This is a genomic window from Bradyrhizobium embrapense (assembly GCF_001189235.2).
GTDB classification, from domain to species: domain Bacteria; phylum Pseudomonadota; class Alphaproteobacteria; order Rhizobiales; family Xanthobacteraceae; genus Bradyrhizobium; species Bradyrhizobium embrapense.
This window is the reverse complement of sequence record NZ_LFIP02000002.1, coordinates 69,876-95,483: the sequence shown is the minus strand read 5'-3', so window position 1 is coordinate 95,483 and position 25,608 is coordinate 69,876. Positions and strand designations below refer to the sequence as shown.

General features: G+C 64.7%; 20 protein-coding genes. 13 read left to right on the top strand and 7 right to left on the bottom strand.

The genetic code is table 11. The features are described from left to right. Nucleotides 1–309: 309 nt before the first annotated feature. The 5 genes from AKN83_RS07845 (at nucleotide 310) to AKN83_RS07830 (ending at nucleotide 7,333) form a co-directional block, all read left to right on the top strand. Nucleotides 310–2,304, top strand: a complete 1,995-nt coding sequence (locus AKN83_RS07845; RefSeq protein WP_050403818.1) for a carbohydrate porin — start codon at nucleotides 310–312, stop codon at nucleotides 2,302–2,304. Between the two features lie 190 nt (nucleotides 2,305–2,494). Next, entirely contained in the window at nucleotides 2,495–2,635 is a 141-nt protein-coding gene (locus AKN83_RS39490; RefSeq protein ID WP_157113275.1) for a hypothetical protein, read from the top strand. Next, nucleotides 2,632–4,368 carry an ABC transporter permease gene (locus AKN83_RS07840; RefSeq protein ID WP_050403817.1) on the top strand — a complete coding sequence of 579 codons (1,737 nt, stop codon included), beginning with the start codon at nucleotides 2,632–2,634 and terminating at the stop codon, nucleotides 4,366–4,368. The genes AKN83_RS39490 and AKN83_RS07840 overlap by 4 nt, the downstream gene beginning before the upstream one ends. Nucleotides 4,369–4,381: 13 nt before the next feature. Next, nucleotides 4,382–5,692, top strand: a complete 1,311-nt coding sequence (locus AKN83_RS07835) for an ABC transporter ATP-binding protein (protein WP_050403936.1) — start codon at nucleotides 4,382–4,384, stop codon at nucleotides 5,690–5,692. A gap of 165 nt (nucleotides 5,693–5,857) precedes the next feature. Then, on the top strand, nucleotides 5,858–7,333 hold the full coding sequence (locus tag AKN83_RS07830) for an FAD-dependent monooxygenase (RefSeq protein ID WP_050403816.1): 1,476 nt from the start codon (nucleotides 5,858–5,860) through the stop codon (nucleotides 7,331–7,333). Nucleotides 7,334–7,385: 52 nt separating this feature from the next. On the opposite strand, the gene AKN83_RS07825 is transcribed toward AKN83_RS07830, so the two are convergent. The 3 genes from AKN83_RS07825 to AKN83_RS07815 all read right to left on the bottom strand — a co-directional run bounded on the left by AKN83_RS07825 (nucleotide 7,386) and on the right by AKN83_RS07815 (nucleotide 11,387). Further along, nucleotides 7,386–9,011, bottom strand: a complete 1,626-nt coding sequence (locus AKN83_RS07825) for an FMN-binding glutamate synthase family protein (RefSeq protein ID WP_050403815.1) — start codon at nucleotides 9,009–9,011, stop codon at nucleotides 7,386–7,388. A 477-nt stretch (nucleotides 9,012–9,488) separates the two neighbouring features. Beyond that, nucleotides 9,489–10,358, bottom strand: a complete 870-nt coding sequence (locus tag AKN83_RS07820; RefSeq protein ID WP_083991986.1) for a patatin-like phospholipase family protein — start codon at nucleotides 10,356–10,358, stop codon at nucleotides 9,489–9,491. 255 nt (nucleotides 10,359–10,613) lie between these two features. Then, the gene (locus tag AKN83_RS07815; protein ID WP_063695255.1) at nucleotides 10,614–11,387 is read right to left on the bottom strand and encodes a ferredoxin--NADP reductase; all 774 of its coding nucleotides are present in this window, start codon (nucleotides 11,385–11,387) and stop codon (nucleotides 10,614–10,616) included. 296 nt (nucleotides 11,388–11,683) lie between these two features. Between AKN83_RS07815 and AKN83_RS07810 the strand changes: the two genes are divergently transcribed. Both AKN83_RS07810 and AKN83_RS07805 read left to right on the top strand, forming a co-directional pair. Beyond that, nucleotides 11,684–12,619 carry an ATP-grasp domain-containing protein gene (locus AKN83_RS07810; RefSeq protein ID WP_050403814.1) on the top strand — a complete coding sequence of 312 codons (936 nt, stop codon included), beginning with the start codon at nucleotides 11,684–11,686 and terminating at the stop codon, nucleotides 12,617–12,619. A 96-nt stretch (nucleotides 12,620–12,715) separates the two neighbouring features. Continuing rightward, on the top strand, nucleotides 12,716–12,943 hold the full coding sequence (locus tag AKN83_RS07805) for a hypothetical protein (RefSeq protein ID WP_050403813.1): 228 nt from the start codon (nucleotides 12,716–12,718) through the stop codon (nucleotides 12,941–12,943). Between the two features lie 221 nt (nucleotides 12,944–13,164). On the opposite strand, the gene AKN83_RS07800 is transcribed toward AKN83_RS07805, so the two are convergent. Both AKN83_RS07800 and AKN83_RS07795 read right to left on the bottom strand, forming a co-directional pair. After that, nucleotides 13,165–14,127 carry an amino acid ABC transporter substrate-binding protein gene (locus tag AKN83_RS07800; RefSeq protein ID WP_050403812.1) on the bottom strand — a complete coding sequence of 321 codons (963 nt, stop codon included), beginning with the start codon at nucleotides 14,125–14,127 and terminating at the stop codon, nucleotides 13,165–13,167. Nucleotides 14,128–14,139: 12 nt separating this feature from the next. Continuing rightward, the gene (locus tag AKN83_RS07795; protein ID WP_050403811.1) at nucleotides 14,140–15,429 is read right to left on the bottom strand and encodes a dicarboxylate/amino acid:cation symporter; all 1,290 of its coding nucleotides are present in this window, start codon (nucleotides 15,427–15,429) and stop codon (nucleotides 14,140–14,142) included. Between the two features lie 217 nt (nucleotides 15,430–15,646). Here AKN83_RS07795 and AKN83_RS07790 point away from each other — a divergent pair, with 217 nt between their 5' ends. Further along, a complete protein-coding gene (locus AKN83_RS07790) occupies nucleotides 15,647–16,648 on the top strand; it encodes an NADP-dependent oxidoreductase (RefSeq protein WP_050403810.1) in 1,002 nt (333 codons plus the stop codon). Between the two features lie 172 nt (nucleotides 16,649–16,820). Here AKN83_RS07790 and AKN83_RS07785 read toward each other — a convergent pair whose 3' ends face one another. Together AKN83_RS07785 and AKN83_RS07780 are read right to left on the bottom strand one after the other, a co-directional pair. Beyond that, nucleotides 16,821–19,991 (bottom strand): efflux RND transporter permease subunit, encoded by a 3,171-nt coding sequence (locus tag AKN83_RS07785; RefSeq protein WP_050403809.1) that lies wholly within the window; start codon nucleotides 19,989–19,991, stop codon nucleotides 16,821–16,823. Nucleotides 19,992–20,004: 13 nt separating this feature from the next. Then, entirely contained in the window at nucleotides 20,005–21,162 is a 1,158-nt protein-coding gene (locus tag AKN83_RS07780; RefSeq protein ID WP_050403935.1) for an efflux RND transporter periplasmic adaptor subunit, read from the bottom strand. A gap of 246 nt (nucleotides 21,163–21,408) precedes the next feature. On the opposite strand from AKN83_RS07780, the gene AKN83_RS07775 reads away from it, so the two are divergent. The 5 genes from AKN83_RS07775 to AKN83_RS07755 all read left to right on the top strand — a co-directional run bounded on the left by AKN83_RS07775 (nucleotide 21,409) and on the right by AKN83_RS07755 (nucleotide 25,606). Further along, nucleotides 21,409–22,170, top strand: coding sequence for a cysteine rich repeat-containing protein (locus AKN83_RS07775; protein ID WP_050403808.1), 762 nt, complete (start codon nucleotides 21,409–21,411; stop codon nucleotides 22,168–22,170). 39 nt (nucleotides 22,171–22,209) lie between these two features. Next, nucleotides 22,210–22,431 (top strand): cysteine rich repeat-containing protein, encoded by a 222-nt coding sequence (locus AKN83_RS07770; RefSeq protein WP_050403807.1) that lies wholly within the window; start codon nucleotides 22,210–22,212, stop codon nucleotides 22,429–22,431. Nucleotides 22,432–22,540: 109 nt separating this feature from the next. After that, nucleotides 22,541–22,753 (top strand): hypothetical protein, encoded by a 213-nt coding sequence (locus AKN83_RS07765; protein ID WP_050403806.1) that lies wholly within the window; start codon nucleotides 22,541–22,543, stop codon nucleotides 22,751–22,753. A 115-nt stretch (nucleotides 22,754–22,868) separates the two neighbouring features. After that, entirely contained in the window at nucleotides 22,869–23,999 is a 1,131-nt protein-coding gene (locus AKN83_RS07760; protein WP_050403805.1) for an FAD-dependent monooxygenase, read from the top strand. Continuing rightward, entirely contained in the window at nucleotides 23,996–25,606 is a 1,611-nt protein-coding gene (locus AKN83_RS07755; RefSeq protein WP_050403804.1) for a benzoate-CoA ligase family protein, read from the top strand. The genes AKN83_RS07760 and AKN83_RS07755 overlap by 4 nt, the downstream gene beginning before the upstream one ends. Nucleotides 25,607–25,608 lie beyond the last annotated feature (2 nt).

Sequence of the window (25,608 nt, the reverse complement as noted above, 5' to 3'; positions counted from 1 at the left end):
TGGGCGCTCGGCATGACTGCCACACCGGCACGGCGAAATGCAGTGAACGACGCAGGCGGCTTTGCCCCGTTACGCGACTGTCATACAGGCAGTGCACACCGGGAGGCATCTGGCGTGCCCCAGTTGCTATTGCGAACCATTTGCAATAAGGAACCCGGAATGTTAGTTGCTGATCTGGCGTTGGACGGGACAACACGGATCGGACCGGGGATGGCGGGCGATGACTTCAAATCTCGGGTGGCAAGCGGCCGCCAAATCTGCAGTGATGGCATGGAATACCTCCAACCGAGCGTGGGGGATCGTCGCGCCATGACCTGCGTTCGCCTCTTTCGGGTCCAGATCGCTGCCGGCGCAGCCCTCGGGGCTGCCGCCTTCGGGACGCCGGCGACCGCGGCCGACATGGCCGTCAAGGCACCGACCTTGAACGCGATTTACAGCTGGACCGGCTTTTACGTCGGCGGCCATGTCGGCTATGGCGACGGCCGCCTCGGTCCCGATACCAATCCGCTTCCCCTGCAGGCCGTCTTCTTTCCGCACAGCATCATCGGAGGGATCGGCGGCTTCCAGGTCGGATACAATCATCAGCTCGGGAACCGCTTTGTGCTCGGCGTCGAGGCCGATGCGACATTCGTGGGCCCGGTCGATCTGCCGCGGCGCATGCTCGGCCCCTTCAACAGCTCGATCGATTATGTCGGTACCGTGCGCGGCCGCGCCGGTTACGCCTTCAACGGCTGGATGCCCTATGTCACCGGCGGCTTCGCCTGGGGCCGCACCCAGGTCAGGGTCAATGATGCCGCCGGCAACGTGATCTCGGAGCCCGGCCAGTATCAAACCGGCTGGACGGTCGGCGCCGGCGCCGAATTTGCGCTGAGCGGCAATTGGACGGCCAAACTCGAATACGACTACGTCGACCTGTCGCGCCGTACGCTCGGCCTCAACGACTTCGGCATGCCCGGCGTCAGCATCGACCCGCGGCTACAGATGCTGAAATTCGGGCTGAACTACCAGCTTGGCGACTCGCCCTGGTCGGCGACGCCGGCCAAGCCCCTGCTGCCGGAAGCCGACAATTGGTCCGTCCATGCACAGACGACGCTGATCGGGCAGGGCTACCCGGCGATTCGCTCCGCCTATAGCGGCACCAACAGCCTTCCGGCCGGCGGGCAGGCGCAGCAGACCTGGACCACGACTGCCTTCCTCGGCGTGCGGCTGTGGGAGGGCGGCGAGCTCTATTTCAACCCTGAGACGGCGCAGGGCTTCGGCCTCAACGGCACGCTCGGCCTTGCCGGCTTCCCGAACGGCGAGGCACAGAAGGCCGGCGCCGAATATCCGAGGATCCGGCCGCAGCGCTACTATTTCAAGCAGACCTTCGGCCTTGGCGGCGAACAGGAAGACGTTCCCGACGGTCCCAACCAGATCGCGGGCAAGCGCGACATCGATCGCCTGACCTTGATCGTCGGCCGTTTCGCAATCGGCGATTTCTTCGACGGCAACTCCTACGCCAAGGATCCGCGCGCCGACTTCATGAACTGGGCAATGTGGGCCTCCGCGGCCTACGACTTCCCGGCAGATTTGCCCGGCTACACCCGCGGCGCCGTGGTCGAGCTCAACCGCAAGGACTGGGCGGTGCGCGCCGGCGTGTTCCAGGTGCCCAATGCACCGAACAGCGATGTGCTGGTCTCGAACGCCAACAACGGCGGCGCGGTGGTCGAATTCGAGGGCCGCTATTCGATCTTCGACCAACCCGGCAAGGTACGCGTCGGCGTGTTCGGCAATCGCGGCTTCAGCGGCAATTATCGCCAGGCGCTTGCGATCGAGGACGCCAATCCCGCGCTCGACATCAACGACGTGATGGCCGGCATCCGCAAGGACAACACCAAGTACGGCTTCTATTTGAACGGCGAGCAGCAGATCGCGACCGATGTTGGCCTGTTCGGGCGCCTCAGTTGGAACGACGGCCGGAACGAGATCCTGTCGTTCACCGATGTCGATCGCAGCGTCTCGGGCGGCCTGTCGATCAAGGGCAGCTATTGGGGCCGGGCGAACGACACGATCGGCATCGGCGGCGCGGTCAACGGGCTGTCTTCGGCGCATCGCGACTACCTCGCCGCCGGCGGCCTCGGTCTCTTGATCGGCGACGGCGCGCTGAACTACAGCCCCGAACGTATCCTCGAGACCTACTACGCCTATCAAGTGAACAAGAACCTGACGCTGACCGCGGACTATCAGTTCATCACCAACCCCGCTTACAACGCGGACCGCGGCCCGGTGCACATCTTCTCCGGCCGCATCCACGGCGAGTTCTGAGCAATGGCGCTCTCCCGACGAACAGGGGCGCTGGGGGCATTGCCACCCCCAGCGCCCCTGCCTTATCAGGAACGCCACGGCTGGAGCGATCCGGAGGGTGGCAGACGCTCGGTACGCATCGACAACGTCAACCAACCGATCGGGATTTCGCGCAGTGGACAGATCGGTTGAGCACGGCGGACGATTGCTGATGGCCGACGACGCGCTCGCGAGCGACGAGAACCTCAGTACCGGCGATCAACTCATCGCAAGTCACAACGTCGATCGCGGGCTGACCTCCGCGTTCTCCAGCCGGTTGCACTGCAAATCCCAGACAAGGCGCTCGCAATGAACCTGCAGGATATCCGGACGCCGGCTCTGGGACAGGTGCTGCGGCCAAACGTTTGGGACGTGGTCGCGCTGGTCCTCATCATCGGCACCATGGTGGCGCTCGTCTATGGCGGCGAGCAGACCACGCTTCCGCTGTCGACACTCGACGTCAATCCGGTATCGCTCGATCCGGCTAATTTGCCGCTATACGCCTTGCGCACGACGATGCGCATGCTGCTGGCGATCGCCTGCTCGATCGTCTTCACGTTCATCTATGCGGCGCTGGCGGCGAAGAGCCGGCGCGCCGAGATCGTCCTGATCCCGCTGCTCGACATCCTGCAATCGGTACCGATCCTCGGCTTTCTCACCTTTACGGTCGTCTTCTTCCTGAATCTGTTTCCTGGCAAGGTGCTCGGCGCCGAACTGGCATGCGTGTTCGCGATCTTCACCAGCCAAGCCTGGAACATGACCTTCAGCATGTACCAGTCGATGCGCAATGTGCCCAAGGATCTGGAGGAGGCTTCCCAAAGCTTCCATCTGACCGGCTGGCAGCGGTTCTGGCGGCTCGACGTACCGTTCGCCATGCCGGGCCTGATCTGGAACACGATGATGTCGATGTCGGGCGGCTGGTTCTTCGTGGTGGCCTCCGAGGCCATCACCGTCGGAAACACCACCGTGACGCTGCCCGGCATCGGCTCCTATGTCGCTCTGGCCATCCAGGAAAAGAACCTGACGGCGATCGGCTATGCGATCCTCGCGATGCTTCTGGTGATCATCGCCTACGATCAATTGCTGTTTCGCCCGGTGGTGGCGTGGGCCGACAAATTCCGGTTCGAGCAGACCGCCTCGGCCAGCGCACCGACCTCGTGGATGCTCGATCTGTTTCGGCGAACCCGCGCGCTGCGCGCACTGACCTATCCGTTCACGGCCTTGAACCGGGCCGTCTCGAACTTGCATATTGGATTTCCGCGTCTCGCCGCAGCGTCAAAGGGCGGGAGCGAGCGGCAGTCTCGCGTGATCGACGCCGTCTGGCTCGCCACCATCCTGGCCGGCACCGGCTATGCCGCCTGGAAGAGCTATCAATATCTGTCGGCGACACTCGACCTGTCCGACGTCGTGACCACAATTGGATACGGATTCATCACTCTGGCACGCGTGGCCGTGCTGATCGCGCTGGCCACCCTGATATGGGTCCCGATCGGAGTGTGGATCGGGCTGCGGCCAAAGCTCGCCGAGCGGATTCAGCCGCTCGCGCAGTTTCTGGCGGCGTTTCCCGCCAATCTCGCTTTTCCGGTGTTCGTGGTCATCATCGTCCGCTTTGGCCTGAGCCCGAATATCTGGCTCAGTCCGCTGATGATCCTGGGCACCCAGTGGTACATCCTGTTCAATGTGATCGCGGGCGCCAGCGCGTTCCCGACGGATCTTCGTGAGGCTGCCGGCAGTTTCCACCTCAAGGGATGGCGGTGGTGGGTCAAGGTCGTACTGCCCGGGATTTTCCCCTATTACATCACCGGCGCCATCACTGCCTCGGGCGGGTCCTGGAATGCCTCGATCGTCGCGGAGGTCGCAAGCTGGGGCGATACCCATCTGACCGCGACAGGCCTCGGGGCCTACATCGCGAAAGCGACCGAAGCCGGCGACTTCCCCCGGGTCGTTCTTGGCATCGCCATCATGTGCGTGTTGGTAACACTGTTCAATCGCCTCCTGTGGAGGCCGCTGTATGCCTTTGGCGAGCGCCGCCTTCGCCTTGGCTAATCAGGAGGGCTGCATGCTCGATCAACCCAACCAACCCAGCCTGCTCGATATCCGTGGCGTCTGCCGGTCGTTTCCCAAGGGCAGCGGCGAGGAGCTGCTGGTGCTGGAGAAGGTCGACCTGACGCTGCGTTCGGGCGAGATCGTAGGCCTGCTCGGGCGCTCCGGGTCGGGCAAATCAACCCTGCTGCGCATCATCGCCGGCCTGGTCGCGCCAAGCTCCGGCGACGCGAAATGCCGGGGCGAGGCGATCAAGGGACCGCCGAACGGGGTCGCGATGGTGTTCCAGTCGTTTGCGCTGTTCCCTTGGCTGACGGTTCTGCAGAACGTCGAGCTCGGACTTGAGGCATTGGGGATCGATAGCGCCGAACGCCGCAAGCGGGCGCTCGCCGCAATCGACCTGATCGGCCTCGACGGGTTCGAGTCGGCCTATCCCAAGGAGCTGTCGGGCGGCATGCGACAGCGCGTCGGCTTTGCCCGGGCGCTGGTGGTCCATCCGGACCTGCTGTTGATGGACGAGCCGTTCTCGGCGCTCGACGTGCTCACCGCCGAGACGCTGCGCACCGATCTTATCGACCTCTGGATCGAGGGTCGGCTGCCGATCAAATCGGTGCTCATGGTGACGCACAACATCGAGGAAGCGGTCCTGATGTGCGATCGCATCCTGGTATTCTCGTCCAATCCCGGACGCGTCGCAGCCGAGATCAAGGTCGACCTGCCGCATCCGCGTAACCGATTAGATCCAATGTTTCGGCAACTGGTCGACAGCATCTACGCCCGCATGACGCAGCGCCCGGAGCCCAAGACGCCGGCCCTCGAGGGCATCCCGGGCAGCGGCGTCGGGATGATCCTCAACCACGTCTCGTCCAACGTGCTTTCGGGCCTGATCGAGACCCTTGCCGGACCGCCCTACAACGGGCACGCCGACCTGCCGGTGCTCGCAGGCCATCTGCAGCTCGAGGCTGACGAGATCTTTCACCTCGGCGAAGCGCTGCAATTGCTGCGGTTCGCGCAATTGAGCGAAGGCGACCTGATGCTGAGCGATGCCGGCAAGCGATTCGCCCACCTCGAAACCGACGCGCGCAAGCGGCTGTTCGCGGAGCACCTCGTCAATTACGTGCCGGTGATGGGTCTGATCCGCCGCGTCCTCGATGAGCGGCCGTCGCACTCGGCTCCGGCAGCGCGCTTCCGCAACGAACTGGAAGACTACATGTCGGAAGACTATGCCGACGAGACGCTGAAGACGATCGTGTCGTGGGGCCGTTACGCCGAGCTATTCGCGTATGATGAGCAGTCGGAGCTGTTCAGCCTGGAAAATCCGCACTAGCCAGCGGTCGTGTAAGGGAAGCGCGACCAGGGACCATAACCATCGCCGATTGCGTCGGGACGGCACGCGCCCTCTCCCCACTCAGATATATGTAGCCCCCCGGGCTTGCCGCAAGCCCGGGGTCATCCCGTAGAACGCGCGCCCAATCGAACGGAGGAGTGCGCGATGCGGGAACATGCTGTGGTGATTGCCGGCGGAGGGCCGACCGGGCTGATGCTGGCGTGCGAGCTGGCGCTGGCCGGTGTCGATGTCGCGATCGTCGAACGGCGCGAGGTGGCGGACCTGATCGGCGCGCGGGCGGGCGGTCTGCACGCACGCACCATGGAGGTGCTCGACCAGCGCGGCATCGGCGACCGCTTCGTCGCGCTGGGGACGCGCCATCCGGCGGTGCTGTTCCATTCCCATCTGGTTCCGCTCGAGATCAGCGACTTCCCGACCCGGCGCAATTTCACGCTGGGGCTGCGGCAGAACCATATCGAGCGCGTGCTCGGCGAATGGTCCGACGAGTTGGCGGTGCCGATCGATCGCGGCCGCGAGGTGACCGGCTTCGCGCAGGACGAGGATGGCGTCGACGTCGCACTGTCGGATGGCCAGGTGCTCCGGGCACAATATCTGGTCGGCTGCGACGGCGGCCGCAGCCTCGTGCGCAAGGCGGCCGGCATCGAATTCGCCGGGTGCGATCCGAGCAGCAGCTGGCTGATCGCCGAGGCCGAGATGTCGGACGAACCTGAATGGGGCTTTCGCCAGGACGACGCCGGCATCTATGCCATCGGCAAGGTGGAAGACGGTGACCGGGTGCGGCTCGTGCTGACCGAGCGGCAGCTCGGCACCGACCGGGAGCCGACCCTGCGCGAGGTCAGCGAGCGGCTGGTCGCGGTCTACGGCACCGATTTCGGCATCCACAGCCCGGTCTGGATATCGCGCTTCACCGACATGACCCGGCAGGCCGTGACCTACCGCAAGCAGCGCGTGCTGCTGGCCGGCGATGCCGCCCATGTGCATCCGCCGATGGGCGGACAGGGCCTCAATATCGGCGTGCAGGACGCGGTGAATCTGGGCTGGAAGCTCGCCCAGGTGATCAAGCAGACATCGCCGGACAGCCTGCTCGACACCTATCAGGCCGAACGGCATCCGGTTGCGGCCCGCGTGCTGCGCAACACCATGGCGCATGTCGCGCTCAGCCGGACCGATGCACGAAGCAAGGCACTGCGCGAGGTCGTCTCCGAATTGCTGCGTATGGACGGGCCACGCCGAAAGTTCGCCGCGATGATGTCGGGCCTCGACCTGCATTACGATCTCGGCGACGGCCATCCGCTGCTCGGACGCCGCATGCCCGATCTCGATCTGGTGACGACCAACGGCCCGCTGCGGGTCTTCACGCTGCTGCACCAGGCACAGCCGGTGCTGCTCAATCTTGACGAGCCCGGCAGCATCGACATCGCGGGATGGATCGACCGGGTTCGGCTGGTCGATGCCGATTACGCCGGCGCGTGGGAGCTACCGGCACTCGGGACGGTGCCGGCGCCCGGCGCGGTGCTGGTCCGGCCCGACGGCTACGTGGCGTGGGTCGGGAACCGGAGTCAGGCGGGACTCGCCGAGGCGCTGACCAAATGGTTCGGTGCGCCGACCCACACATCGTGAGCGTAGCCCGGATGGGGCGCAGCGCAATCCGGCCTACGGATTGTCGACGCCCCTACCCCGCCGGCTGGAACGAGTCCGCGCGCGCCATCGCCCACGCGTCGCGGAAGCGACGGTCCTGGGTGCCTTCGAGCAGCTCGCCGGGGCGCAGCGTCGGATAAAGTTCGGCGAAGGAGGAAACCTCGGTGGTCGAGCTTCGCTGCGAGAAGTGGATCGGACGCAGCTCCTGCGTGTGCTCGAGGCCGGCGGCCGCGAGCAGCTCGGTCAGCGCGTGCAGGGTCGAGTGATGGTAGTTGTAAACGCGCTCGATCTTGCCGGGCACGTAGAGCGCGCGGTTGCGGATCGGGTCCTGCGAGGTGACTCCGGTCGGGCAGCGATCGGTGTGGCAGCTCAGGGACTGGATGCAGCCGAGCGCGAACATGAAGCCGCGCGCCGAATTGCACCAGTCGGCGCCGATCGCCATCGCGCGCGCCATGTCGAAGGCGGTCGCGATCTTGCCGGCAGCGCCGATCTTGATGCGATCGCGTGCGCCGATGCCGATCAGCGCATTGTGGACGAAATTGACGCCCTCGCGCATCGGCATGCCCAAATGATCCATGAATTCGAGCGGCGCGGCGCCGGTGCCGCCCTCATTGCCGTCGACCACGATGAAGTCGGGATAGAGCCCGCTCTCGTGCATCGCCTTGCAGATCGCCAGGAACTCCCAGGGATGGCCGATGCACATCTTGAAGCCGGCCGGCTTGCCGCCGGACAGTTTTCGCATGTTCGCGACGAATTCCATCATCTGGATCGGCGTCGAGAACGCCTTGTGATAGGCCGGCGAGATGCAGTCCTCGCCCATCGGCACGCCGCGGATCTTGGAAATCTCCTCGGAGACCTTCGCCGCCGGCAGCACGCCGCCATGGCCGGGCTTGGCGCCCTGGCTGATCTTGAGCTCGACCATCTTGATCTGATCGTCGCCCGCGACGCTTGCGAACAGCTCCGGATTGAAGGTGCCGTCACGGTTGCGGCAGCCGAAATAGCCGGAGCCGATCTCCCAGATGATGTCGCCGCCCATCTCGCGGTGATAGGGGCTGACGCCGCCCTCGCCGGTGTCGTGGGCGAAGCCGCCCTTCTTGGCGCCGGCGTTGAGCGCCCGCACCGCGTTCGGGCTGAGCGCGCCGAAGCTCATCGCCGAGATGTTGAAGACCGAGGCCGAATACGGCCTGGTGCAGTCGGGCCCGCCGATGGTGATGCGGAATTTCTCCTCGGCACGCGGCTTCGGCGCCACCGAATGATGCATCCACTCGTAACCCTCGCGATAGACGTCCTCCTGGGTGCCGAACGGCCGCTTGTCGAGCACCATCTTGGCGCGCTGATAGACCAACGCGCGGGTGTCGCGCGAGAACGGCATGCCGTCCTTCTCGCTCTCGAAGAAATACTGCCGCATCTCCGGGCGGATCTCCTCGAGCAGGAAGCGCATATGCGCCGAGATCGGGTAGTTGCGCAGCACTGCATGGTTCTTCTGCGTCAGGTCGCGGATGCCGAGCAGTGTCAGCGCGCCGAAGATCGCGAGCGGGATGAAAACGATCTTGAAGACCTTGTGGTCGAAAATCCCGACCAGCAGCAGCAGTGCGGTGACGACGGCGCAGATCGTCAGCACGATGAAGCGCGGCGAGAACGGAAGCATTATCGTATCCATGGAATCCCCCGGTCTGCCTTGAAGGCCTTGTCGGCGTAAGCCTAATCCAACTCGCGGAACAAGTGCACTACGGTTATACGGCCGAGCAGTCACAGATGTGACAACCGCCCGGATGGGCGGGTGCAGCTGCCGGCAAACTGCAACGCGCCCGCCTTTTGCAGTGCAACGAAGCGGCGCGAGGGGGCATCCTGCCAAAATATTGAAAACAACCCCATGCACAGTAGCGGGCATTCGACGGGGCGACTTGACACGTCGGGCAACTCACCGGCATTATTCCATTATTCCGAAAATCCTGCAGACGCCTCTCGCAGTGCCATCACCCGTGCATGCGGGTGATCCAGTATTCCAGAGGCAGCAGTGCTTGAGCCGAGAGGCCGCGGCGTGCTGGATCGCCCGGTCCATGTGCGCAATTGCGCACAGGCCGGCGATGACAGCGGTGGGCGAGGATGTCGCCTCACCGAGGAGAGCACCGTTCGCCTAATGCTGGTGCGGCTGCAATTCGTGCGGAATATGCCGCGCCTTCAGGCCGTCGCCGGCGAGCCAGGCGTTGGTGGTATCGAGGGCGCGGGCGATGTGATCTGAGGTGCGGGAGAAATCGTAGGGCGAGCCGACCAGCGGACACAGCGGCGGCACCACGAAATACTCCACGTCGGAGCCGATGTTCTCGAGCTCGTTGACGAGTTGGCGCGCGATCAGCAGCGTCAGCGCATGCAGCGCATTGGCAAGCGCGCCGGCCGGCGGTGCTTGGTTGGCGCAGGCATGCCCGGTCGGCAGCACGATCAGGCGTTTTGCCCCATGCTTCACGGCGACGCGGACTGGCGTGTTGCTGGAGATCGCGCCGTCGGCGAGGTAGTGATCGCGATAATGCACCGGCGTGAACGCGCCGGGGATCGCGGTCGATGCGACGATCGCCTCGGCGGTGGAGCCTTCCGACAGCACGACGCTGTCGCCGCTGATGATGTCGGTCGTGACGATGTGGAGCGGCAGCCGCGCGTCCTCGAGATGGCGGAACGGGATGTAGTCGTCGATCAGCCTGCGGACGCCGTCATGCGGGATCAGGAAGTCGCGCCGCCACAGGAAGCCCACCAGCGTCCGCCACGTCACCGGAAACACGTCCTGCCGGTTCAGGCCGCGCCAGATCTCGGCCAGCCGCGCCACGCCCGAGACCGTCGGGTCGCCCGCATAGAACGCGCCGTTCAAGGCGCCGACGCTGGAGCCGACCACCATGTCGGCGGCGACGCCATGCGCTGCCAGCGCCTGCAGCATGCCGACCTGGACCGCACCAAAGCTGCCGCCGCCGGCAAACACAAAGGCGGTCTTCGGGGCATCCGGATCGGTGATGGACAAGGTGCGGCTCCCTGGATCGCCGCGTTCGGGAAACGGCTGCGCGGCGTTGGGGGATTTATAGCAGTGAGGGGATGCGCGGCGCTATATCGGGCGTCATTCCGGGGCGATGCGAAGCATCGAGCCCGGAATCCATAACCACAAATGCAAAAGGCTGGAGCCCGATGGGGCCCCAGCCTTCGACAAACAAAGAGCGGTGGTTATGGATTCCGGGCCCATCGCTTCGCGATGTCCCGGAATGACGAAGTGGAAGGAGCCTCAGCGCTCGACGAACGCCTTCTCGATCACGAAGTGACCGGGGGTGTTACCGCTGCCTTCCTTGAAGCCGCGGGTCTCGAACAGCTGCTTCAGCTCTTCGAGCATCGCCGGGCTGCCGCACATCATGATGCGGTCGGTCTCGATGTCGAGCGGGTCCTGATGCAAATCGGTGAACAGCTGGTTGGAGGTGATCAGGTCGGTGATGCGGCCGCGGTTGCGGAACGGCTCGCGCGTCACCGTCGGGTAGTACGAGAGCTTCTCGGACAGCAACGGCCCGAACAGTTCGTCATCGCGCAGCTTGGCGACCAGCTCCTCGCCATAGGCCAGCTCGGAGACTTGGCGGCAGCCATGCACCAGGAGGATCTGCTCGTAGCGATCATAGACCTCGGGGTCCTTGATCAGGCTGGCGAACGGTGCAAGGCCGGTGCCGGTCGACAGCAGCATCAGCCGCTTGCCGGGGATCAGATTGTCGGTGATCAGCGTGCCGGTCGCCTTGCGGCCGACCAGGATGGTGTCACCCTCGCGAATCTTCTGCAGCTTTGAGGTGAGCGGGCCGTCCTGCACCTTGATCGAGAAGAACTCGAGCTCTTCCTCATGATTGGCGCTCGCCATCGAATAGGCGCGCAGCAGCGGTCGGCCATCGACCTCGAGGCCGATCATGGCAAACTGGCCGTTCTGGAAGCGGAAACCGGAATCGCGGGTGGCTCGGAAGCTGAAAAGCGTATCGGTCCAGTGCTGAACGGAAAGAACTTTCTCTCGATAGAACGCGCTCATGGGTTTTCGTTTTCTCGACTGACCAGATTTAGAATGGTTTGATTTCTAGACTGCTCGCGACGGCGCTGAAGTGGCCGAAATCATTGAAGATCTCGCGTTTCCATTGCGCCAATACATGAGATAGTCAAGATCAACTGGCGTGCAATTGCGATCTCAGAATGGCAGTCGTTCGATTTCGCGCGGAGGTTCAACGGCAACATCGCTAACACGTGACACTGCAGGTAATTTACTTGCTGAGATCGCCGCCGATCTGGCAATTAATTGCTACGAAACTGCGGTGAAGGGAAAATGATCTCGTGGTCCTGATCAGCCAGCGAATCTTCCTGGAAACCATCAAAAGATATTGTTTGGCGCGCTCGATTGCCGTCGAGGTGCGGTCCGGCGGCTGGCTGGTCATCATGACCAAGGGCGACGCGCGACGGCTTGCGATCGGCTACGACATCGGGCTGAACAGCGCGGTCGCGCATCAGGTCGCCAACGACAAATCGGCCTGCGCCGAGGTGCTGGCATCGGCTGGCGTATCAGCCGTTCCGCACACGCTGTTTCTCGGCAGCAAGCTCAGCAAGCACATCCCGGGATCGGACTCGCGCGTAGCGATGCAGCGTCTGCTCGACGAGCATCCGCACGGGCTTGTCGTCAAGCCCAACGAGGGGACCTCCGCCGAGCTCGTCTTCCGCGTCACGACACCGGCGCAACTGGAGACCGCGGTCGCACGCATCCTCGCCGCGCATCCGAGCCTTGCGATCTCGCCTTACGTCGATATCAAGGACGAGGTGCGCGTCGTGCTGCTCGATGATCGCGCGCTGATCGTGTACGGCAAGACGCGGCCGTCGGTGATTGGCGACGGCGTCCATTCCCTGCGCGCGTTGGCGGAGGCGGCCGCGACGGCCGAACAGCTGAAGGCCCTGTCCGAGGATTTCGATGCCGCCGCATTCGACGTCATTCCAGCCGCCGGCGAACGGCTTCTGCTCAACTGGCGGCACAACCTCGATGCCGGCGCCGAGCCCGTGCTGCTCACCGACGCCGCGACACGCGAGGTCTGCGTCGCACTCGCGATCAAGGCCGCGCAGGCCGTCGGCATCCGCTTCGCCTCGATCGACGTGGTGCGCGTCGATGGCGCGTGGCAGGTGCTCGAGGTGAATTCGGGCGTGAAGATGGAAGCGCTGGGCCACCGCCATCCGGCGCTGGTCGAGGCGGCGTATTCGGCGGCGCTGGACGCCGTGTTCGCCTAAGCAGCGTGCGACGGTGCCGCTTGCCGCGATTCAGCGGCTTGCTCATCCCGCTCAAGGGAGTACGCTCACGCGCATTACTCGATCCGGATCCAGATTATGCGCAAACTCCTTTTGAGCGTCCTCACAATCACGGCGTTCGTCGCCGCATTCAATCCTCCTGCCGCCAACGCCGTGTTCTGGCGCGGCGTCACGGCACCCACGAATATCGACATCCACGGATACCCGATCATCAAGGAGCCACCGCCGAGCCCATGCCAGTTGATCCATGTGAACGGATTCTGGGTCCGGCAGTGCCTGGATTTGTCGCATCGCTATTGGCGGTGAAGCAAGCCGCGGTTCGTCCGGACGGTTCGGGACCGCGCCGGTTGCGAAGAGCCCCTCACCCGGATTGCGCCTGCAGCGCAATCCGGCCTCTCCCGCAAGGTAGAGAGGCCGAATTCGCGGCTAAAGCGCGATGAGATTGAGTTGAATCGTCATCGCGCTTTAGCTCCTTGTTTAAGCATGATCTTTTCGGAAAACCGCTTCACACTTTTCCGGATCATGCTCTAGTTGGCACCACCCGCGGAATCGTCGAGCGCCTTGAAGGCCTCTTCGAGCTGCGGCGACAGCGCGACGTTGAGCTTCTCGCCGGTCGGCAGGCGGGCGACGAACCACTTGTTGTAGAGCGGGACGATGTCGCGGTTCGAGGCGAGCTTGCGGAAGGCGCGCTCGACCACGTCCTTCATCTGCGGTTCGCCCTTGCGGTACATGATGCCGTAGGGGTCGTAGGACAGATAATCGCCGGTGACGCGGAACTTGTCCTGCGACTTGTGACGCGCGATCAGGCCGTAGAGCAGGATGTCGTCGGTCGCGAACGCATCCGCCTTGCCGTCGACCAGCATCTGGTAGGACTGCTCGTGGTCGGGCGCCGTCACGATGTTGAGGCCGAGCTGTTGCCTGGCATCGACACTATGCATCGCCTGCTCGTTGGTGGTGCCCTTGGTCACCACCACCGTCTTGCCCTTCAAGTCGGCGACCTGGTTGACGCCCGAGGCCTTCGGCACCATCAGCTTGGTGCCGGCCACGAACATCAGCGGCGAGAACGCGACCTGCTTGCCACGCTCGGAATTCGCCGTGGTCGATCCGCATTCGAGATCGATCTTCTTGTCGATGACCGCCGCAATGCGGTCGTCGGAGGTCACCTTGACGTAGTCGACCTTGAGGTTGGCGTCGTCGACCTCGGCCGCGATCTCATCGACGATCGCATCGCACAGCTCGAGGCTGTAGCCGATCGGCCGGTTGGAGTGGTCGAGGAACGAGAACGGCGGCGAGCTTTCGCGATAGCCGATCCGCACCGCGTGCGTGGCCTTGATGTTGGCGAGCGTGGGGCTGAGCCCCTCGCCCGCCGGCTGTGCGGACACCGGTCCGGCGAGCAGGGCCGCCGCCAGCAGACATGCCGGCAACAGGCATGTCGACAGCAGAGGCAGAGGCGCCTCAGCCCGTACCGGCCTCCAGCGGGCGCGATGCATGCGTCCCTCCCGTCAATGGCCGGCCATCACGGCGCCGGGCACCGCATCCTGCGGCACCGCATCGTCGGGCCCGAGCTCGTGCTCGGCCTTCAGCTCGCCCTCCCACTTCGCGACCACGGCGGTAGCCAGCGAGTTGCCGATCACGTTGGTGGCGCTGCGGCCCATGTCGAGGAAGGTGTCGATGCCCATGATCATCAGCAAACCGGCCTCGGGGATGCCGAATTGCGACAGCGTCGAGGCGATCACCACCAGCGACGCGCGCGGCACGCCGGCGACGCCCTTCGAGGTGATCATCAAGGTCGCCAGCATCGCGAGCTGCGTGCCGAGCGACATCTCGATGTGGTAGGTCTGCGCGATGAAGATGCTCGCGAAGGTGCAGTACATCATCGTGCCGTCGAGATTGAAGGAATAGCCGAGCGGCAGCACGAAAGCGGAGATCCGCGAGGAGGCGCCGAACCTGTTCAGCCCCTCCAGCGTCTTCGGGTAGGCCGCCTCCGAGGAGGCGGTCGAGAACGCGATCATCAGCGGTTCGCGGATCAGCCGCAGCAGATGGCTGTAGCGCGGCCCGATCACCACGAAGCCGACCATCACCAGGATGCCCCACAGGATCAGCAGCGACAAATAGAAGCCGCCCATGAAGACGATCAGCTTCCAGAGCACGGCGAGGCCGTTCTTGGAGACGGTTGCCATGATCGCGGCCCACACCGCGAGCGGCGCGAACAGCATCACGTAGCCGGTGACCTTGAGCATGATGTGGGCGAGATCGTCGATCAGGCTCATGATCGGCTTCGATCGCTCAGGCATGGCGCCGAGCGCCACCGCGAAGAACACCGCGAACACCACGATTTGCAGGATCTCGTTCTGCGCCATCGCATCGGCGATCGAGGTCGGGATCAGATGGGTCAGGAACTTCTCGATCGAGAAGGCCGAGACCGGCAGGCCGGTCGACTGCGCCTTGTCGGGCAGCGTGCCGGGGAAATTGGCGCCGGGCTGCAACAGATTGACCATCACGAGGCCGAGCAGCAGCGAAACGAACGAGGCGGAGACGAACCAGCCCATGGTCTTGGCGAAGATGCGCCCGAGCTTGGCACCGCTTCCCATATGGGCGATGCCACCGACGAGGGTCGCGAACACCAGGGGCGCGATGATCATCTTGATCAGGCGCAAGAACAGCATAGCGATCAGGTTGACGTCGGCTGCGATCTCGGCGCGGCTGTCAGGAAAGTAGTTGAAGACGATCGTCCCCATCGCGATGCCAAGGACCATCGCAAGCAGGATGTATTGCGTAAACCTGTTCGACATTCTCTTACCCCCGTAAGTTCCCGGCGAAAGGCAAGTGTGGCAGATTTACGCAGCGACGCAACACGCTTCGCGCCGAGCGGGACTTTGTCGATCTGTTCCCGTTGTGGAATGCCAGCGCGGAGAATAGCGTTCATGCAGCGCACAATCTGTGCAATGAGCTGCGCAGGGTGCAGTCAAACTGCATGCGAAACGACCAACGTGAGGGGAGACACCGCCTATGAACGACACCGTCAATCGCCAGATCCTGCTTGTCGAAAAGCCGACCGGCAAGCTCGGCCCCGAGCATTTCCGCCTGACCAAGGGCACCGTCCCCGCGCCGAAGGACGGCGAGGCGCTGGTGCGGACGCGCTACATCTCGCTCGACGCCGCCAACCGCGCCTGGATGCACGGCGCCACCTACCGCGCCGCGGTCGAGGCCAACACCGTGATGGCCGGCGGCAGCATCGCCGAAGTGGTGGCGTCGAACGACCCGAGCCTGAAGCCGGGCGATATCGTGTTCGGCGACACCGGCTGGCAGGACTATGCCGCGGTGCCCGCCAAGCACCTGGCCAAGATGCCGAAGCTCGAGCCGATGACGCATCTGCTGAGCGTCTACGGCATTGCCGGCCTGACCGCCTATTTCGGCCTGCTCCACGTCGGCAAGCCGAAGGAGGGCGAGACCGTGGTGGTGTCGGCGGCCGCCGGCTCGGTCGGCTCGATCGTCGGCCAGATCGCCAGGATCAAGGGCTGCCGCGTGGTCGGCATCGCCGGCGGCAAGGACAAGTGCCACTGGCTGACCTCGGAGCTCGGCTTCGACGCCGCGGTCGACTACAAGGACGGCGCCGCCTACAAGGCGCTGCGCGCGGCGGCGCCCAACGGCATCGACGTCTATTTCGACAATGTCGGCGGCGACATCCTGGAGGCCTGTCTGGCGCAGATGAACAACCGCGGCCGGATCGCCTGCTGCGGCGCGATCTCGCAATATGACGGCGTGCCGTCCGCGCACGGGCCGCGCGGCGTGCCCGGCCTGATCGTGGTGAAGCGGCTGATCATGCAGGGCTTCATCGTGATGGACTACATGGACCAGCGCGACGCCGCACTCGCCGACCTGCAATCCTGGGTCGCCTCGGGCAGGCTCAAGGTCCAGGAAGACGTCATCGACGGCATCGAGCACACGCCGCAGGCGCTGATCGGGCTCTTGGCGGGCGAAAACCGCGGCAAGCGCATGGTGAAGGTGTAGCCATCTTTCTTACCTCTCCCCGCTTGCGGGGAGAGGTCGGATCGCAAGATGCGATCCGGGTGAGGGGGTACAAGTCTCGCCACTCGTACCGCCTGGCGGAGAGAGCCCCTCACCCCAACCCTCTAAGAGCGAGCTTCGCTCGTCTCGACCCCGCAAGAGCGGGGCGAGGGAGTCAATGCACCGTGCCCGATGCCTGCGGTGCGGCTTGCGGCGTCGCCGCCTTGCCGTTCTTCGCCTTGCGCCAGTTCTCGAAATTCTGCACCACGACGAAGAACGCCGGCACGAACAGCACTGCGAGGCAGGTCGAGGCGATCATGCCTGAAAATACGGTGATGCCGATCGACTTGCGGGCGTTGGCGCCGGCGCCGGTCGCGATCACCAGCGGCAGCACGCCGAGGATGAAGGCGAACGACGTCATCAGGATCGGCCGGAACCGGGCGCGCGCCGCGTCGATCGCCGACTCCAGTACCGGCTTGCCGTCGCGGATGTGATGCTCGACCGCGACCTCCACGATCAGGATCGCGTTCTTGGCCGACAGCGCGATCAGGAGGATGGTGCCGATCTGGGTGTAGAGATTGTTCTCGATCCGGAGCGACGTCAGCACCAGCATCGGCCCGAGCAGCGACAGCGGCACCGCCAGGATCACCGAGATCGGCGCATACCAGCTCTCATATTGTCCGGCGAGCACGAGATAGACCAACAGCAGCGCCAGCGCGAACACGAAGTAGATCTGGCCGCCGACCGCTTTCTCCTGGTACGACATCGCCGTCCACTCATAGCCGGTCCCCGGCGGCAGCGTCTTCGCCGCGATCTCCTCCATCAGCGTCATCGACTGGCCGGAGCTGTAGCCCTGCGACGGCAGGCCGATGATGGTCGCGGACGGATAGAGGTTATAGAGGCTGATCAGCGATGGCCCGACCGACGGCGTGATCCTCGCCACGGTGCCGAGCGGCACCATGTCGCCATTGCTGTTGCGCACCATCATGTTCTCGATGTCGCGCAGCGTCAGGCGGTATTGCGCATCGGCCTGGGTATAGACCTGGAAGGTGCGACCGAACTTGGTGAACTGGTTGACGTAGCTCGCGCCGAGATAGGACGACAGCGTCGAGAATATCTGGTCGGTGGTGACGTGCAGCGTCTCGGTCTTGACGCGGTCGACCTGGACGTCGAACTGCGGCACCATCGAGCGGAACGAGGACTGCACCCGTTGCAGCGCGCTTTGGGTCTGCGCATTGCTGACGACGGCGCCGGTCACCGCCTGCAGCTTGCCGTAGTCGGCGTTGCCGTCACGGAGCTGCACCTGCATGGCAAAGCCGGCGGCATTGCCGATGCCCTGGATCGGCGGCGGCGGGATCACCAGGATCCGCGCCTCCGGGATCACCGCCAGCTTGTCGTTAAGCCCGTAGACCAGCGAGCGCAGGTCCTCGCCGGGGCCGCGGGCGCCCCAATCCTTCAGGATCACATAGGCGACGCCGGCATTGGCGAGGCTCGACGAGTTGTCGAGCGCGGAGATGCCGGCGATGGTGACCACCTGCTCGACACCCGGCGTCTTGCGGGCGATCTCGGTGACCTGGTCGAGCACCCGCTGGGTGCGATCGATCGCGGCGCCGTCGGGCAGCTGCACCGCGGCCAAGAGATAGCCCTGGTCCTCGATCGGAATGAAGCCGGTCGGCACCCGTGACAGGCCGTAGCCGGCAATGCCGATCAGGACCAGCGCGACGAGCACCGAGGTCCTGGCGTGGCCGGCAATGCCGCCGATGATCCGGGTGTAGCCGCGCTCGACCCGGTCATAGACCGCATTGAAGCCGCGGTAGAAGAAATTACGCTGCTCGGGCGGCACCGGCGGACGCAGCCACAGCGCGCATTGCGTCGGCTTCAGGGTCGCAGCGTTGACGGCGCTGAGCAGCGCGGTCGCGGCGATGACAAGCGCGAATTGCGCGTACATCCGGCCGGTCAGCCCCGGCAGGAAGGCCGCCGGCAGGAACACCGAGATCAGCACCAAGGTGATGCCGACGATCGGCGCGAACAATTCGTCCATCGCCTTGATCGCGGCATCATGCCCGGACATGCCGCGCTCGATATTGTGCGCGGCGCCTTCGACCACCACGATGGCATCGTCGACCACGATGCCGATCGCCAGCACGATCGCAAACAGCGTCGACAGGTTGATGGTGAAGCCGAGCGCGGCCATCGCCGCGAACGCGCCGATGATGGTGACCGGCACCGTGGTCGCGGGCACCAGCATCGCCCGCCAGTCCTGCAGGAACACCAGGATCACGACCAGCACCAAGAGGCCGGCCTCGATCAGCGTCCGATAGACCTCGTCGATCGAGGCCTGGACGAATTTGGTGGTGTCGAACGGGGTGTCGTATTTGATGTCCTGCGGGAACTGCTTGGCGAGTTGCGCCACCTTCTTCTGCACTTCCTTCTCGACCTGCAGCGCGTTGGCGCCCGGCGACAGGAACACGCCGATGCCGGTGGCCGGCTTCTGGTTGAGCGAGAACACCTGGCTGTAGGTCTGCGCGCCGAGCTCGACCGAGCCGAGATCGCGGACCCGGATGACGTCGCCGACATTGCCGGTCTTGACGATGATGTTCTCGAACTGGCTCGCATCGTCGAGCCGGCCGTTGACGTTCAGCGTGTACTGGAACGCCTGTCCCTGCGGCGCGGGCGGCGCGCCGACCTGCCCCGCGGTGACCTGCTGGCTCTGCTGCTGGATCGCCTGGACGACGTCCTGCGGCATCAGCCCGCGTGCCTGCAGCTTGTTCGGGTCGAGCCACACCCGCATCGAATATTGTCCGGCGCCGAACACGGTGACGTTGCCGACACCCGGCAGACGCGACAGCTCGTCGCGGATGTTGATGGTGGCATAGTTCGACAGGAACAGGCTGTCGTAGGTCTTGTTCGGCGAGGTCAGGGTCACGAACAGCAGGATCGAGGTCGAGCGCTTCTGCACCGTGACGCCCTGGTTCTGCACCGCGGCCGGCAGCTGCGACAGCGCCGAGGAGACCCGGTTCTGCACCAGCACCTGCGCGAAGTTGAGGTCGGTGCCGATCTTGAAGGTCACGGTCAGCGTGTAGGTGCCGTCGGCGCCGCTGTAGGACTGCATGTAGAGCATGTCCTCGACGCCGTTGACCTGCTGCTCGATCGGCAGCGCCACGGTGTCGATCACGGTCTTTGCCGAGGCGCCGGGATAGCGCGTCGTCACCTGGACGGTCGGCGGCACCACGTCGGGATATTGCGCAACCGCGAGATTGAACAGCGCGACGCCGCCGATCAGGATCATCAGGATCGCGATGACGTTGGAAAGCACCGGCCGCTCGATGAAGAATTTCGAGATCATGGCGCGTTACGTCCTATTTGGTCGCTGCCGGCGCCGCGTCGGCCTTCTGCATCTGCGGATCGACCTTCTGCCCCGGGATCGCGCGCAACAATCCGGCGGTGACGACGCGGTCGTCGGCCTTCAGTCCGCTCTCGATGACGCGCAGGCCGTCGTCGAGCGGACCGGTCGTCACCTTGCGCTGCTCGACCAAATTGTCGGCATTGACGACCAGCACGTAGCGGCCGCTCTGGTCGCTGCCGATCGCAACATCAGGTACCAGCAGCGCGTTGTCCTGCTTGTCGATCGGCACGCGAACGCGGACATAGAAGCCTGGCAGCAGCACCCGATCCGGATTGGGCACCAGGCCGCGGACGGCGAGCGTTCCGGTCGATTGGCTGACGGTCGGCGACAGATAATCGAGCTTGCCCTTGTGCGGATAGCCGGTCTCGGTCTGCAGCCCGACCTCGATCGGCAGCTGCCTGAGATCGTTGAACGTCAAGCCGCGGCGGCGCGCCTCGTCGCGCACCCGCTGCACGTCCTGCTCATTGACGTTGAAATTCACGTAGATCGGGTCGAGCTGCACGATGGTGGCAAGCTGGGTCGGCGAAGCCACGCCGACCAGTTCGCCGACCGAGACCAGGTGGTTGCTGACGATGCCGTCGAACGGCGCGGCGACGTTGGTGTAGCCGTAATTGACCGCGGCGATCTTGGTGTTGACCTGGGCCTGCTGCAGATTGGCCTGGGCGTTGTCCCGCGCCGAGGTCGAGCTGTCCAGGGTCGACTGCGAGACCGCCTGGCGCTGCACCAGATCGGTCTGCCGCTTGAAGTCGGCCTCGGCCTGCTTCAGCGTCGCCTGCGCGCCGACTTCCGCGGCCTGCGCCTGCTCCAGCTTCAGCTTGTAGGTCTCCGGCTCGATCGTGAACAGGGTGGTCCCCTCCTTCACCGGCGAGCCGTCCTGATAGTTGATCGACTGCAGAAAACCCTGCACGCGCGCGACCAGATCGACGGTCTTGATCGGCGCGGTGTTTCCGGTGGCGTCGAGATAGCGCGTGATGGCGCGCTGCACCGGCGATGCGACGTCGACCTTGGGCGGCGGCGGCGCAACAAAACTGTTTTGCTCGCAGGCACTTAAACTGACAAGGGCGGCTATGATGAACGCGATGCGCACAAACGGCGCACTTCGCAGCCGCACAAAATCGCTCTGACTGAAATGTGCCGACGCGCGCGCATGCCTCATTTCCGAGCCTCAACTCAAATGACAAAATTCTGATATCGAAGTGAGCAAAAAATCAGCCGGCCTCTTCCATAGCAACAATCCGCTTGCAGCGGAACTCGAAAGCGAAAATGATGTCGCTCGCGAAGGTTGTTAGAGCAAAGTAATTTCAGACTCGGTTCAGTTGGGCCGGAGGCTTCCGGCGCGACAAGAGGATTTTTTCAAATGATCAACGCGTTGACACGTGCAACGAGGCTCTCCGCATGGCTTGCGCTTGCGGCATTGATGAGCACCTCACCGGCCTTGTCGCAAGCGCCGACCCAGGCGCAGCGCGACGCCATCAAGTCGCAATGCCGCAACGATTACATCGCACACTGCTCCAGCGTGCCGCCCGGTGGCGAAGCGTCACTGCAATGCCTGCAGAAGAACATGGCAAGCCTTGGCCCCGGCTGCGCCAGCGCCGTGAAGGCCGTGGAAGCGCCAAGCGCGGCGCCCGCAGCAGCCAAGACCGACGCGGCGACGGCGGCCAAGCCCGCGGAGACGGCGGCACCGAAAGCCGCGGCAGGAAAGCCGAGCAGCGCGCAGGTCTCCGCGATCCGCAGCGCGTGCCGCTCCGATTATCCCAAGGTCTGCGCGGGCGTGCCGACCGGCGGTGCGCCGGCGCTGCAGTGCCTCGAAAAGAACAAGGACAAGCTTTCGCCGGCCTGCGAGAAGGCCGTGGCGGCGGCGGGCGCCGGTGGCACCGCGCCGGCCGCGGGTGCCGCGACCGCGACAGCACCGGCCGCGGCTCCGTCGGCGATCATGTTGCGGCCGCTGCGGCCACGCGAAGAGCTGTTCGTGCTGCGTTCGGCCTGCGGCGCCGACGTCCGCTCGATCTGCGGCGGCGTCCAGCCCGGCGGCGGGCGGATCGTGCAGTGCCTCGCAACCAATGCCGGCTCGCTCTCGCCTGCGTGCCGCGACGTGCTGGCGCCGTTCGCGGCGCGCTGATCCCGTTGTCACGCGACTGGCCGGAAAAGGGAGCGATCGATGCTGCGTCTTGTCCTGATCGCCGCGCTGCTGTGCGGCTCAACCGCCGTCTACGCCCAGGAGCTGACGGCGGCGCAACGCGACGCCTGCATGGGCGACTACCAGAAGTTCTGCAAAAGCGTGACGCCCGGCGGCGGGCGCATCATCGCCTGTCTCGCCAAGCAGAGCGACAAGCTGACGCCCGCCTGCAAGAAGGTGCTGGCGGAAGCGGAAAAGAGATAGCCGCGCAAGCGGTGAGACGACAGGTGCCCGGCGATTTGCCGGGCACGGAGCCGCAGCACCTTGTTGTCACAAACAGGCCAACCAACCTCACTCCGGAAGAGGGAATAACATGCGCTCATTATTGCTGATCGCTGCGGCCCTGCTGTCCTTTGCCGCGACCATGACCTTCGAGTCCTCCGATGCCAACGCCGTGGTTTGCGCGCGCGGCGTCTATCGCGCCGGATGCGCCGGCTATCGCGGTGCGGCCGTCGTCCGAAGGCCGGCCGTCGTCGGCTGCCGCTGGGTATGGGTCGGCGGGGTCAAGGTTCGCCGCTGCTACTGAGCCGTTCGCCGCCGCGCTTCTGGTCGCCGCGCGCATTTTCCCTCTGGCGTTCCCGCCAGAGGGCGACTAGTCTGGAGCCAAATTGTAAGTACACTGTCAATCTGGGAGGCAGACGTTGCGGATCGCCGTGATTGGCGGAGGGCCCGCCGGGCTCTATTTCGCCTATCTCTGGAAGAAGCGTCATCCTGACGCCGAGATCGATCTGTTCGAGCAGAACGCCGCCGGCGCCACCTGGGGCTTCGGCGTGGTGTTCTCCGAACAGGCGCTGGACTTCCTGCGCGCCGACGACCCCGAGACGGTCGACGCCATCACCCCGAGGATGGAGAGCTGGAAGAACATCACCCTCAATCTGCGCGGCGAGAGCGTCGAGATCGACGGCGTCGGGTTTTCCTCGATCGGCCGGCTGGCGCTGCTGACGATCCTGCAGGAGCGGGTTCGCAGCACAGGCATCGCGCCGCGCTTCGACACCGCGGTGCAGTCGGTCGACGAACTCGGGGGTTACGACCTGATCGTCGCCGCAGACGGGCTGAACTCGATGGTCCGCCGCGGCCATGGGGCCGCGTTCGGTGCGTCGGTCACGCATTCGACCAACAAATTCGCCTGGTACGGCACCACCAAAGCCTTCGCGACCTTGTCGCAGACCTTTGTGGCGACCGACATCGGCTGCTTCAATGCCCATCACTACCGCTATGCAAAGGACATGAGCACCTTCCTGGTCGAGTGCGACGCCGCGACCTGGGCGGCCTACGGCTTTGCCGGCAAGACGATCGAAGAATCACAAGCGATCTGCGAACAGGTGTTCTCAGCGACCTTGGATGGTCACAAGCTGATCTCGAACAAATCGGTCTGGCGCAATTTCCCGTGGATCTGGAACGAGCGCTGGTCGCACGGCAACATGGTGCTGATCGGCGACGCGCTGCATTCCGCGCATTTCTCGATCGGCTCCGGCACGCGGCTTGCGATCGAGGATGCGATCGCGCTGACCAAGGCGCTGGAGGCCGAGGACAGCATCGCCGCTGCGCTGGCCCGCTATGAGAGCGAGCGCAAGCCGATCGTCAAGAAGCTCGTCACCGCGGCGCGGACCAGCGCCGACTGGTACGAGCATTTCCCCGCGCACATGCAGCGCGACCTGATGGATTTCGCCTACAGCTATATCACCCGCTCCGGCCGGATCGACGACGCGCGGCTGCGCGCGATGTCGCCCGGCTTCATGGCCCGCTATGAGGCCGCGAAGGGACGCTCATGACGGGGATCGCTGACCAGGTTCCGCAGGACAATCCCGGTTCGCGCGAGATCGGCTTTGCGATCCCCGAGCGCTACAATGCGAGCCGCATCCTGTTCGACAATCTCGGCAACGGCAACGCCGAACGCCTGGCGCTGACCGGTCCCGCCGGCACGCGCACCTATCGCGAGCTCTGCGCCGACGCGGCGCGCTGGGGCCACGCCTTCCAGTCACTGGGACTGACGCGCGGCGATCGCGTGCTGCTGTTCCTCGACGACACGCCGGCCTATCCGGCGGCGTTCTTCGGCGCGGTGCGCGCCGGTTTCGTGCCGCTGCTGATCAACACCCTGACGACGCCGGAGCTGCTGCAATTCTATCTGTCCGATGCCGGCGCGCAGGTCGCCGTCACCGATGCCGAGTTCTGTTCGCGCTTCGACGCCGAGGCCTGCAGGGACACGCCGCTGCGCACGCTGGTCGTGGTCAATGGCAACGCCGGCGACCACGCGGTTGCCGAAGCGCGCAACGCCGGCGACTGGCTGCATGCGTTTCCGACCGAGCTCGACGCGGCCGACACCCACCGCAACGAGATGGCGTTCTGGATGTATTCGTCGGGCTCGACCGGCCGCCCCAAGGGCATCGTGCATCTGCAGCACGACATGGCCTATAGCGAGCGCGCGTTTGCCCGCAACGTGCTGAAGCTTCAGCCCGGCGACATCTGCTTCTCGGTGCCGAAGATCTTCTTCGCCTACGGCTTCGGCAATTCGATCACGTTTCCCTTCTCGGTCGGCGCCGCGACGCTGCTGCTGCCGGGCCAGCCGAAGCCCGCCGCGATTTTCGCCGCGATCGGTCAATATCGACCGACCGTGTTCTTCGGACTGCCCACGCTCTACATCTCGCTGACCAAGGCCGAAGGCGCGGACGCTGCCGATTTTTCCTCGCTGCGGATGGCGGTCTCGGCAGCCGAGGTGCTGTCGGCCGAGGTGTTCAACGGCTGGAAGCGGCTCACCGGGCTCGAGATCATCGAAGGCCTCGGCTCGACCGAGGTGCTGCACGTCTATCTCAGCAACCGCGCGGAGCGGAAGAAACTCGGCGCCGCGGGCCTGCGCGTGCCTGGCTACGAGATCATGCTGCGCGACAGCGACGGCCGCGAGGTCGGCGACGATGAGGAAGGCATTTTGTGGGTGCGCGGCGATTCCGCGACGCCGCTGTACTGGAACCGGCCGGACAAGACCGCCGAGACCGTGCACGAGGACGGCTGGATCTACACCGGCGACCGCTTCATCCGCGACAGCGACGGCTTCCACTTCTTCCGCGGCCGCGCCGACGACCTGGTCAAGATCTCCGGCCAGTGGGTCTATCCACTGGAGGTCGAGCTATGTCTTGCGGAACATCCCGATATTCGCGAATGCGCCGTCTACGCCGCGGAATTGCCGGACCGCCGCATGACATTGCGGGCGGTTGTGGTGATGAACAAGGCCGGCTTCGACGCCGATGAAGCAACGCGGCGACTGCAGGATTACGTCAAGACAAGGTTGCTTCCGTACAAATACCCGCGCGAGGTGAAGTTCGTCGACGAGCTCCCGAAGACCGGCACGGGGAAGATCGATCGCCAGGCCGTGATGCGAATGTGAGG